Source organism: Sphingorhabdus sp., from assembly GCF_044239005.1.
GTDB lineage: Bacteria > Pseudomonadota > Alphaproteobacteria > Sphingomonadales > Sphingomonadaceae > Sphingorhabdus_B.
On the sequence record NZ_JBIICH010000066.1, the window covers coordinates 1 to 11,841 of the forward strand.

Annotated in this window: 11 protein-coding genes; 2 read left to right on the top strand and 9 right to left on the bottom strand. The window is 56.1% G+C overall.

The genetic code is table 11. From position 1 onward, the window contains the following. From virB11 to ACILQA_RS06635, 8 genes are all read right to left on the bottom strand, one after another. Positions 1-964 (bottom strand): P-type DNA transfer ATPase VirB11 (gene virB11 / locus ACILQA_RS06600; RefSeq protein WP_395628987.1); only part of this gene is annotated, 964 nt, incomplete at its 3' end. Then, the gene (gene virB10 / locus ACILQA_RS06605; RefSeq protein WP_395628988.1) at positions 961-2,073 is read right to left on the bottom strand and encodes a type IV secretion system protein VirB10; all 1,113 of its coding nucleotides are present in this window, start codon (positions 2,071-2,073) and stop codon (positions 961-963) included. The genes virB10 and virB11, both read right to left, overlap by 4 nt. Continuing rightward, complete coding sequence (locus tag ACILQA_RS06610; RefSeq protein ID WP_395628989.1) at positions 2,070-2,885, bottom strand: TrbG/VirB9 family P-type conjugative transfer protein; 816 nt, start codon at positions 2,883-2,885, stop codon at positions 2,070-2,072. Before ACILQA_RS06610 ends, virB10 begins: the two co-directional genes overlap by 4 nt. Continuing rightward, positions 2,882-4,150 (bottom strand): type IV secretion system protein, encoded by a 1,269-nt coding sequence (locus ACILQA_RS06615; protein WP_395628990.1) that lies wholly within the window; start codon positions 4,148-4,150, stop codon positions 2,882-2,884. Before ACILQA_RS06615 ends, ACILQA_RS06610 begins: the two co-directional genes overlap by 4 nt. Beyond that, complete coding sequence (locus tag ACILQA_RS06620; RefSeq protein WP_395628991.1) at positions 4,114-6,543, bottom strand: VirB4 family type IV secretion/conjugal transfer ATPase; 2,430 nt, start codon at positions 6,541-6,543, stop codon at positions 4,114-4,116. Before ACILQA_RS06620 ends, ACILQA_RS06615 begins: the two co-directional genes overlap by 37 nt. Positions 6,544-6,546: 3 nt before the next feature. Continuing rightward, positions 6,547-6,831 carry a type IV secretion system protein VirB3 gene (locus ACILQA_RS06625; RefSeq protein WP_395628992.1) on the bottom strand — a complete coding sequence of 95 codons (285 nt, stop codon included), beginning with the start codon at positions 6,829-6,831 and terminating at the stop codon, positions 6,547-6,549. A gap of 3 nt (positions 6,832-6,834) precedes the next feature. After that, on the bottom strand, positions 6,835-7,152 hold the full coding sequence (locus ACILQA_RS06630) for a TrbC/VirB2 family protein (protein WP_395628996.1): 318 nt from the start codon (positions 7,150-7,152) through the stop codon (positions 6,835-6,837). 8 nt (positions 7,153-7,160) lie between these two features. Beyond that, positions 7,161-7,553: a lytic transglycosylase domain-containing protein gene (locus tag ACILQA_RS06635; protein ID WP_395628993.1), complete on the bottom strand. Its 393-nt coding sequence runs from the start codon at positions 7,551-7,553 to the stop codon at positions 7,161-7,163. Positions 7,554-7,982: 429 nt separating this feature from the next. On the opposite strand from ACILQA_RS06635, the gene ACILQA_RS06640 reads away from it, so the two are divergent. Both ACILQA_RS06640 and ACILQA_RS06645 read left to right on the top strand, forming a co-directional pair. Then, entirely contained in the window at positions 7,983-9,818 is a 1,836-nt protein-coding gene (locus ACILQA_RS06640; protein ID WP_395628997.1) for a DUF1800 family protein, read from the top strand. Between the two features lie 76 nt (positions 9,819-9,894). Then, positions 9,895-11,262, top strand: a complete 1,368-nt coding sequence (locus ACILQA_RS06645) for a DUF1501 domain-containing protein (RefSeq protein ID WP_395628994.1) — start codon at positions 9,895-9,897, stop codon at positions 11,260-11,262. Between the two features lie 131 nt (positions 11,263-11,393). Here ACILQA_RS06645 and ACILQA_RS06650 read toward each other — a convergent pair. Next, on the bottom strand, positions 11,394-11,841 hold a 448-nt coding region (locus ACILQA_RS06650; protein WP_395628995.1), incomplete at its 5' end, for a DUF885 family protein.

An 11,841-nucleotide genomic window follows, 5' to 3' on the forward strand; every position in this document is an offset into this window, starting at 1 on the left:
CACGTTGACCGCTGTGGCGGTCCAGTTGGATGACCACGTCGATCATGGATCGGGCGTACTCCATCGTTTCGAGGCGGCCAAGACCAAGTCCGGCCTGCATACACATGAAGGCAATTTGTTCGAACGCGCCTTGGGGTGAATTGGCGTGCACCGTGCTGATGGAACCGGGATGACCGGTATTGATGGCCCGCAAAAACGTGACCGTTTCGCCGCCACGCAACTCGCCCACGATCAATCGGTCCGGCCGCATACGCAGCGAAGCGCGCATAAGATCGTCCACCGTCACGCGTGCCTCACCCTGATCGCCGGCCACAGCGACCAAGCCAAGCGCATTGTCGCTGCTCAGCCGGATTTCAGGGGTGTCTTCAATGGAAATGACCCGCTCATGTTGCGGAATTTCCTTTAGCAGCGCGTTCAGCAATGTCGTTTTACCAGACGACGTTCCGCCAGAAATGAGGATCGTTTTACGCGCCGCAACGGCCGCACGGAAAAAGCCAAGATAATCTTGTTTCTGCAAAAGCGCCGCAAGCATGGGGCCATTGTCGGCGGCATTACGCACCGATGGAAGCGCGCTTTGTTCAAAATAGTTTTCCAGCGTCATGTCTTGCAGCCGGTGTTTGCGGATCGCGAGCGCAACCTCGCCGCGCGTTGCAGGCGGCAACACCATCTGCACGCGGGCACCGCCCGGCAATATGGCGGCGAGCAACGGACTTTCGCGGCTAACCCCTTGATGGTTGATGCGCGCGATCTGGTGCGCAAGGCGTTCCAGCAACTGGCTGTCAATCTGTGGTGCGTCGTGGCGCTCCATCTGCGCCAACCCAAGCCGCTCAACCCATATTTCATGCGGCCGGTTCACCAATATTTCGGTCACATCATCGCAGGCCAGCCATTCGCCAAATGGCGCGAGATAGCTGTTGAGATAGACATTTTCGGCATCGCCAGCCACGGGCGCTGCATGCCTCATTGCGCATCGCCGTCGGTACCCGAAAAATCGAGGTCGCGGGCGATGAAAATACGGATGGCTGTCCCTTGCGCCACTTTTACCGTCGGCGGGATGTTGATGTCCCGCTGCAAGGCAATACCGGCAACGCTTTTGGCATCATCGGCCGTGCGGACGATGACATCATTGCCACCCTGCTGCAAAAGCCCAAGGCCGGATTGCACAACTGACAACAATATCGCCGAACCAAACCGCTTCAGGAAGTGGCTATCCACTTTACCCCCTAAGCCCGCACGGCCAAGCGGGTCGGTGACGGGCGAGCCCAGCGACACGGTTACGCCATCGGGGCGGGTCAGCCGTGTCCAGACGATGAACGCGCGCGATTGCCCCGCGGCGAGGCCCGAGCGATATTGCCCGATCAAGCGGCTTCCGCTTGGGATTAGCACCCGTCGGCCGTCAAAGCCCATGACGTCGCGGCTGACAACAGCACGCACATATCCCGGCAGATCGGAGTTTATCGCCGTTTCAAGAACGCCCGCGATAATGGCACCCTGCGGCACCGTATAGCTGCTGTTGGCGATACGCACCGCGCGTGCAGGCGCATTTTCACCAGCCGCAACCCGGTCGGAAAATCTGTCTTCCGCGCTCAAGTCGTCATTTTTGGCGCCTGCCAGACCCGGCGTGGGCGGGACCATGGCGACGCCGCCTTTTGTGGTATCTACGACGATGCCCGGGGCTTGAAAGCGGTTCGGACCAACCGCTACGGGCCCAACGATGCCCATTGCTGCCCCATTTGGGTTATTCACGGGCGGCGGGACAAGCACTGGCGGCGGCAATTCCGGTGGGCCCGGACGCAACGTCGGTTGCGGCACAAGGCCGCCGGGGGGAACAACTGCAGGCGTCGAGACGGCTGCAGCCTGTGCCGCAACTTGGTCTGCTTCATTCCGGCTGTTGGCCAGGCTGCTAAAGGTTAAAATGGCAAGCAAGCCAATGCCCACTACGCCCAATTTCATTCCCGGGGATAAACCATTTGGCATGGCCACCGGCGACAAAATCCGTTGGTTCGCCTCTTCAAGCGTATCAGAATCAATGGCGGTGCGCGGGTCCGTATTGCCCGATTTAAATATGCTCACGGCTTGGCCTCCATCGATTTGCACCCAAAAAGCCCGCATTTCTTTTTTGGCGCGCGTGGCTTTGGGGCATCTGCGCCGGGTGTCGGCACGGCATAGGCATCGTTAAAGATGATCGTGACTTCTTTGCCATGACGCAGCACAAATTGCGGCGCAATTTGTTCCACAACAGTGTACGGCCCGCGCACAGCGAAGTTGACGATGCTTTCGCCGGCATCGGGCGTAATGCTGAAAATGGCAGGCGCCGCTGATCCAGCGGCAAAGCGGAAATAGGTCGCTTTGCCATCGTCAAACACTTGCTCCGGCACATTGGCCGTTGCGCCGTCATAGCTATAGGCGCGGTTCCACAATTCAGGCGGGGTCGAAATCAACGGCGGCGGCGTTGCCATATTGTCGTCTGCCGTGACTTTGGGTGGGTAACGGAAGCGCACCGCATAAATAATCTGGCTTTGCGGTACACGCTGGCCGGATTTGGCCAGCAGTTCCAAATTGTACCGCCGCATATTTGTGATGATCGATAAATTGGTCGCAGGCGGCAGGCCCACGGGTTTCAGGAACATGACCGTTCCTGCGCCATTCGGGGTCACCTGCCACCCAGAGGCGTCACCAATGCCAACGGTTTCAATCTGTTCACCGGCCTCAAATTCAAGCATCATTTGATAGCCGGTATGGCCGGTCAGGCGAATGACGGCATCGGGGTTATAGTCCACATAACGGATATTTGGCGCAACCTGCGCTGATGCTGCCATCGGCTGCATAACAGCGATGCCAATCGCCATGGTGATAAGGGCCAGCCAATGATAATGTCGGGTCATGCAACGTTCCTAATGGCTTTAATCGGCGCGCGGACCGCATTGACGGGGCCCCGCGAAATGCGCCGGTCGAAATAATTATTCTTTTGTCCTGCTTGACTGGCATCCGCATATGCCGGCTGCGGCAACAATATCCTACGCGGGTTGCCCGGGTCCATGTTGGCGGCTGCGGCGGCGGAACGCTCAATAGCGCCGACCAGCGACTGCATGCGTTCATTATACACGACATTATTCGACGGCATCGGGACATCCGCGGCTGGCGCTGAAACCGAATTATCAGCTGCGCGGTGTTGCCCAAAGGGCAAGGTCCAGCCGCTGACAATCGTGCGGCCAATGCGGAACAACTGCACCGCCACCGCGACCATGATGAGCACGACAACCAATATCGTCAAAGCCGCGCGCAATGAAAAATCACCTTGGCCCGCCGACACATACATTTGCGTCAATATGGGCTCAAGCGCCGCCATGGCCCCTGCTGATGTGATCATCGTCATAATAGGCACCAACGCCATCATGATCGCCGCACGGCCCCAGCCAAGTGCCAAGCCGCGTGTAGAGGGGAATAAGCCCAGCACGGCAAAGACGGGGCCAAGGAGTAACAACAGGCCCAAGATGATTTTCGCCACGACCAAGACACCTGCCGATGCGAGCACCAGCAACAACGCGCTCAACAACAGCATATTGGGGCCAAGCGAATCCTTTGGCGCGACAACAGCGGTGATATTATTTGCGGTCACTGGAAGCGCCCCGGGTGCAGGTGCCGTTGGGCTTGCCGGCAGCATCTGTTCCGGCCGCGCATCAAATTCGGTCCAGGCATCCGCAAGGTCGACCATGCGGCCCGACAGCATATCGACACGTTCGGTCATACCGCGCACATTGCCATCATTAGGGTTAATGGCGCGCACGATTTCGTGCGGCCCATCGGTCAGCACGTCATACACCAAAACCTGATATGTCGCCCAGTTACTCGTCAGCGCCAGCACGGCACCGATCATGATCATGCGCGGCATCATCTCGCCCACGCTGAGGGACGACCGTCCAAATATCAGCCGGTAACCGATGATCGCGACGTAAATGGTCAACGCAATGGTTAAGGCAACACTAAACACGCTGCCTTGGCCAAGCAAATTGGCATAGCCCGCTTGCACGGTCGACTGGATGTAACAATCGACGGCATTGACCATCGTTTCTGCCGAACCGGCTGCAGGGTTAAGGGCAACGCAATTTGCCATCAGCTTTGCCTGCCCGTCCTGCTTGCGGCTGGCCACGGGGTCAACGCGCCTTCCTGCGCTGCTTGCAATAACATCGGCAACCATTCGGAGGGTGCATCACCATGAACGCTGCGAAGCTCGTCCAGTTTGCGCACGCTGGCTTCACGGCCGGACAACACCGTGATCGCATCGGGCATATTGCCCATATCCAGACGCGCAACGACACTGTTCCCGCCTTGCTTAATCAAAACGCAGCGTAAGTGTTCGGGCAAGGAGCGCACGAGATCAAGCTCATGCGCGGTCAACCCAAAGCCACCGCAATAATCGGATGCTTGCGCCTTGGGATTGCTCATGAACAATTGCGTGGCGGATTGTTCAATGATGGTCGCGGCAATTTTGCTTTCAATCGCGTCGCTTGCGCTTTGTGTGGCAAAACCAACCACACCATTGCGTTTGCGGATCGTTTTCATCCAATCCTTCATCCGGTGCACAAAGACGTCATCATCCAACGCCTTCCATCCTTCGTCGATGACAATCATCGAAGGGCTGCCGTCCAAACGTTCATCGACGCGGTGGAACAAATACATCATCGCAGGCGTGCGCAACTCGGGGTTGTCCAGCAACGCGGTCATGTCAAAGCCAGCGGTTCTTGTATCGAGGTTTAACTGGTCCGTCGGGTTATCGAACAACCATGCATGTTCCCCCGCGCCATACCAAGGGGCAAGGCGCGAAGCGAGATCGCCACGGGTGGGGCGTGCGCCGCCAGCCAATAGCTCCACCACATAGCGCAATTGGCGGTATTCGGTCGGTTGGCCGAAATTGGCATCAACCGCGCTTGAGATGATGGCGTTTTCATCGGCAGTAAGCTGCCCGCCCGCCGGCGTTAAAATCTGCGAGAGCCATTGCCGCAAAAATGCCTGATTTGTTGCATTTTCGGGCAGTTGAAGCGGGTTGAATCCGGTTGGCGTGCCGGGCCGCAAGACATCATAATGCCCACCAATGGCGCGAATGAAAATCTCGGCCCCGCGATCTTTGTCAAAGAAAAACGTGCGGGGGTAAAATTTCTGCGCCTGCGCAATCAGGAAATTGAGCACCACCGTTTTGCCGGAACCCGATGGCCCAATAAGCGTGAAATTGCCCAAATCACCGCTGTGCAAGTTAAAGAAATAGGGTGTGCTGGATGTGGTTTCGAGGACCGTGATAGGCTCACCCCATGGGCCGCCAGCAGGCACGCCGATTGGAAAGCCATGGAGCGAAATGAGGCCGGACAAATTGGCCGTCGACACCAAAGCCTTGCGCGCAATAAAATCTGCGTTGCCCGGAAACTGACCCCAAAAGGCACTTTCCAAATTGAGATCCTCACGCACGGCAACCGCGCCAATATCGGCAAGCGAGGCTTGTACATCGGCAACGGCCGCATCCAGCGCGGCCAAGGTCATCGCGCGGACATGCACCGTCAGATGGTGCTCACCATAAGCTGCAGCGCCGCCGGTGAGATCATCCTTTGCACCCAAAAGGCCTTGGCGCAGGGTGGTGGTTTCGTCCGACGCCGCGCGCAACCGGCGTAGCGCAAGCCCGATGCGTTCATCCGCAATCTGTCGGTCGATGAAAGCAAAGCTCTCCGTCATCGTCAGCTCATGCGGCAGACGCAGAAGGTTATCGAGCATACCCGGTGCCGTATATGCAGGATAATCCTTGATGGAAACGATAGCGCCAAAACGCGACGTGTTGGCACTTGCGCCTTTCAATTCGAGGGCATCAAGGCCAAAGCTGATCCGCTTATATGGCAGATATTGGCCAGCATCGCCGGTGGGTTCAAGCACGGGCTGCATTTCGCCATTATACAGCGCCGACAATATCTCCAGCGGTTCAGAACAAGTGCCATGTGCGTCGCGATAGCGACCAAGCAGGCGCGGGCCATAGCGGCTGAGGGCGGAGAGCAGGTTGGTGCGCGCCGCATCCAATTCGCGCAGTTCCCGCGTTTGGTCAGCCAGCCGTTCGGCGCTGTTACGTGTTCCATTGCCCCATTTGGTCAGGCGGTCAAAAAAACCAATCTTTCCTTGGGCTGGCCGACGAACCAGCATCAGCACCATGTCATTAATATAGAGTTTTTTGCCGCGCAGTTGCTGCTGCCACGCATCGTCAAGGTCGCGGACAAAACCGTCGGGTTGCGCACCCGATAATTCGGCGGTCACCTGACGACGAATGACATGGCAGTATAACATCAGGTTGGAGTTCGCGATGCCGCGCATCACAACATCACGCACCGCCGCCATATGGTTCAGCGTTTCGCTATCGGCAGTTTCAAAGGCAATGCCATCGACCTGAATCATCTGGATCAGGTCGCCGCCGCGGGTCATAACCGTATGGTCATCCAAATGTCCGGCATAAGGCAGACGGTCCCCAGCGCATGGGTCCAAAGCTGCTGCTTTTTGGGCGGCCGTTTTCATGGATTAAGGCCGGTAACTGTTGCAGCGCCAAAGATCATGCGTGCGCGTGCGGCCGCAACGGCTTATTTTCGTAATCCAGAGATCAAAAATCCGGGGCTCCCGCAAACAGGCCATATAGCCAATCGCATGGATGACGGCGGCAGCCGGAATCGCCCAGAATGACCGTGTGATCAGGAAAATCTCGGTCGTGACGACCAGATTTATGACAAAATAGCTATATGTGACGCCCGCAAACATCTGCGGCTGTGTTAATGCCCGGAATATCGGCGTGCGGTTCAGTGGGGTCATGCCTTAACCGCCAACTGCAGCGACACGAATACCCGAGACAATCGCTGTGGCACCAAAGAGAATGAAGCAGCCAATGATAACGGTCGCACCAAAGCGCCAGTTCATGCGTCCGGTCAGCATCATCAGCCCCACAACCGCAACGGCGATTACGGCAGCAGTCGTTGCGACATTGCCAAGCAGTGTGCCCTGTATCCAGCTAAGCGCGTTCACGATTGGCCCCGAACCTTGCGGATCGACATTCGCCACCTGCGCCATCGCATTTTTTGGAATAGCCAAAGCGAGCGCAGCACATGCAAAAAAGCGTTTGAATCTATATGTCATCATGAACCTCAATATCCTGCGCGATTGGCCGATGTTGCCGACAAGCGTTGCATTATTTGGCGGACGTAATCTTGCGTTTCGCGGTACGGCGGGATGCCACCATATTTCATCACCGCCCCTGGTCCAGCATTATATGCCGCCAAAGCAAGTGGCACATTGTTGCCAAAGCGTTCAAGCTGCTGACGCAAATAAGCGGTCCCACCAGCCACATTTTGTTCCACATCCTGCGGGTTATACACACCCAATTGCCGTGCAGTCCCAGGCATGAGTTGCATCACGCCCATCGCACCCGCCGTGGAAAGGGCGCGCGGATTATATCGTGACTCTTGCCAAGCAACCGCATCGACCAGATTGCGGTCAACGCCGAAGCGTGTTGCCGCAACCTGAATATGCTGCCGCACGGCATTTTGTGATTGGGAAGAATTGGATGCGGAATTTGTTGTGGGACCATTTCGACGTTCAACAGACCGCGACGCGTCCGCCCGCCATGCCGGCTGGGATATTTCGACGAGATTGCCATTTTGTTTGCGTTCAAAAACATTTGCGTGCGCCGCGGAACAAAATGCCGCGAGAGGAAGAACTGCAAAAATAGGGAGAGCGAAGCGTCTGTTGACCATATACCGAGCCTAAATCACGCTTGTTACCATGCTGCTGACTAATCTCCTACCCCACCCATCGCAACAAAAAAATTCATTGCTGGGGCTGGGAAAAAGTATAGTTTAGTCAAACCATTTGTCAGCGTAACATCATTACACATGTGCGGCAACGGCGGTGGGAACCAGGGCCTTTCCTTACCTTGGAATTGGCCATATGGTTGGGGGGATAGTGTGATGACGCAAGCTGAATGCGCAGCTCTGGAAGGGACAACGCAAGCGGATAGCTACCCAGATGCATTCGCTGCGCCGCAGGTAATGGCCGAAGAAAAATCGTCCGCTGTTTTTGCAATCCCCGCCGCCTCATTGGCGCTGGCCGCATGTGGCGGTGGCGGTGGCGGAACGGACGGCAATCCAATTAGCTCTGTTTTGGCACCAACAGTGCAAGTTTCGAAACCTGCGACAGATGGCGAAGCCGCCCGTTTCATTTTGAAGGCCAGCCTTGCGGCGACGGAACCGGAAATCGCGGACATTCGATCTGTGGGTTATGTGGCCTGGCTCGACAAACAGATGGATATTCCGATTAGCCAGACAGGCGTTGCCTGGCTGTCATCGCGCGGTTACGACCAAGTGACGGTCGATGAGTTTTATTTCCGAGACAATTTAGCGGATTACATGGTCTGGAACCAGTTGATTGCCAGCCCCGACCCTGTTCGCAAAAGATTGGCGTACGCGCTTTCGGAATTTTTTGTCGTGTCGACCAACGGCATCGAAATCACATGGCGGTCCAATGCCATGGCGGCGTATTGGGACGTTCTTAACCGCAATGCTCTTGGTAATTTCCGTCAGCTACTGGAAGATGTCACGCTAAACCCCGCAATGGGCGTTTATCTGAGCATGCTTGATAACAAGAAAGAAGATACGCGGACCGGCCGCGTGCCCGACGAAAATTATGCGCGTGAAGTCATGCAGCTTTTCACCATTGGTTTGAATGAGCTAAATAATGATGGCACCAAAAAAACCGGCACCACTGGCCAGCCTATCGAAACATATACCAATTCCGATGTGTCCAACCTCGCGCGGGTATTTACCGGCTATAGTTATGACTATGCGAATTTGGTCAGAACGCCGTCCGTCCGTTTTCCATCACAATCAGTCGCACCCTTAGAATCTGTAATAAGGCCGATGACAAGCGATCCGTCCAGATGGTCAAGGCCACAAACCACCAGCGAACATTCCATGCTGGAAAAAACATTTTTGGGCACAACTATTCCGGCCAACACCGATGCTCCAACATCAATGAAAATCGCGCTGGACACACTTTTCAACCATCCCAATGTGGGCCCATTCTTTTCAAAGCAAATGATCCAGCGTTTGGTGACGAGTAACCCTAGCGCTGGCTATGTTGACCGTGTTGCGAAGATATTTAACAATAATGGTTCGGGCGTTCGTGGTGATCTGCGGGCGGTGTTCAAGGCGATTTTACTTGATGATGAAGCGACAAATGCTGCCGGGCTAACGTCGCCGACCTTTGGCAAAGTTCGCGAGCCCGTATTGCGCTTTACGCAATGGGCCCGAAATTTCGGTGCCACATCGCGATCCGGAAACTGGACCATCGCAAATTTGTCCAATCCCGGCACCAGCCTTGGCCAAAGTCCCTTGCGGGCGCCTTCTGTATTCAATTTTTACCGGCCGGGATATGTCCCCGCCAATACCGCCATCGCAACCAACGCGCTTGTCGCACCTGAATTCCAAATCGTTACCGAAGTCAGTGTTGCCGGATATATCAACTTCATGGCTTCAGCCATCGGATCCGCCAACGGCGTGAACAACGACGTCAAAGCGACGTATACAAGTGAGTTAGCAATGGTTTCCAACACGGCGACCTTACTGAACCGGCTGTCTTTGCTCTTGTCAGCAAACCAGCTCACCGACGCCACCAAAGCGACCATCAAGGCTGCACTTGACGCAACGACGGTGACTGACACCAGTTCATTGGCAGACAAGGAACGACGCGTGTATCTGGCGACACTTCTGGTGTTTGCATCCCCCGATTATCTCGTCCAAAAATAGGGAGCGTATCGTGCACATTAGCAAGATGGAAGATATATCACGACGCGCTTTTCTTCGCCGCTCTAAACAACTGGCCGTGGCTGGGACTGCGGGGTCGTGGGCCATGGGCCTTGCGGGCATGGGGGAGGCAGCGGCTTTCAGCGCAGGCAATGATTATCGCGCATTGGTCTGCGTATTTCTGAACGGTGGCAACGACCATAACAGCACGTTGATCCCTTATGACTCGGCAAATTACGACCTGTACAGCGCCATTCGCGGCGGCGGCCCCGGACAAACCGCAGGCGGGATTACGTTAGCACGTTCGTCCCTCGCGGCAACCGCCCTTACCCCCGCCAATGGTCAAGTGCTGACCAATAATGTGCAATATGCGCTCGCACCGCAAATGACGCGCATGAAGGCATTGTTTGATGCAGGTAAAATTGCGCCATTGCTGAATGTGGGCCCGCTTATTGCGCCATTAACTTTGGCCCAATATCAAAGCAGCAATTGGGTCGCAAACCCCCGGCCCGCGAAACTGTTTTCGCATAATGACCAACAATCGACATGGCAGTCATCCAAGCCCGAAGGTGCCACCGACGGTTGGGGCGGCCGCATGGGCGACCTAGCCCTTTCCAGCAATACCAATTCACTGTTCACCTGTATCTCTGCGGCAGGCAATACCGTGTTTTTGGCCGGGAAGGACGCGATCACCTATCAAATCTCGACAGCCGGGGCGACGTCCATCAATGGTCTCAAGAGCCCGTTATTTGGCTCTACGGCGGGCAGCAACGCCCTCCGGACGTTGTTGACACAGTCGAGCAACAATATCTTTGAAGCCGAGTATAATAGGGTAGCGCGCCGCTCCATTGATGCGGAAGCTGTGGTTAATGCTGCGCTCCAGCCCACATCCCTTGCGACATCATTCCGGCCAGTGTCCGGCACCAACACTTTAGCTGACCAGCTTCAAATTGTTGCGCGGTTGATCGCGGCGCGCCAAGCGCTGGGCGTAAAGCGGCAGGTGTTTATGGTCAGCTTGGGTGGTTTTGACCTTCACGACAATTTGATTACGGGTCACGCGACGCTAATGGACCGGGTCGACTTTGCATTTGATGCGTTCTATCGCGCTACCGTAGAAATGGGCATAGCGGACAAAGTGACGACATTCACGGCGTCCGATTTTGGCCGCACGCTGCAGTCCAATGGTGATGGATCCGACCATGGCTGGGGCGCGCACCACTTCATCATGGGCGGCGCGGTTAAAGGCGGCCGCTATTACGGTGTCGCCCCACAAATCTCGGTTAGAAGCCCCGACCAAGTCGGCCTTGGCCGTTTGCTTCCAACGGTTTCAGTCGATCAATATGCTGCAACACTTGCCACTTGGTTCGGCGTGGCGCCCAGTGAACTACCCAGCATCTCGCCCAACATTGGCCGGTTTAACGGCGCTAATTTGGGCTTTATGCAATAATTGCTCCAGTCGCACTGGCGCTTATGCTGCGCCTTTACTTTGGCGGGGCAAACGGGGACAATGGCCTGCGGAGCGGCCCATTAAAAGTACCGCAAAGCAAGCCAACTGTCCCCGATCTTTAACGTGCGGGCTTATTTCGCCCGCGCGGCGATCCATTCATCGACGCGGCGTTCAAGGATGGACAAGGGTTGCGAACCCGACGCGATCAGAAGGTCGTGGAAACCCTTGATATCGAATTTCGCGCCAAGCGCCGCCTCGGCCTTTTTGCGTTCTGCCATGATCTTAAGCATGCCAATCTTGTAGCCAGTGGCTTGCCCGGGCAGCGTGATATAGCGGCGTACTTCGGAACGTGACCGTTCAATCGGCTGCCGGCCCGTTATGTTCATATAGGTCACGGCTTGGTCCTCTGTCCAACCCAGCGCGTGAATGCCGGTATCGGTTACGAGACGCGTTGCACGGAACAGCTCTGCATCCAGCCGCATGAAATCAGCGGCAATGTCCGGAAACGCATTCATTTCCTTGCACAAGGCTTCGGCATATAGCGCCCAGCCTTCGCCAAATGCGACATAGCCAGTGACC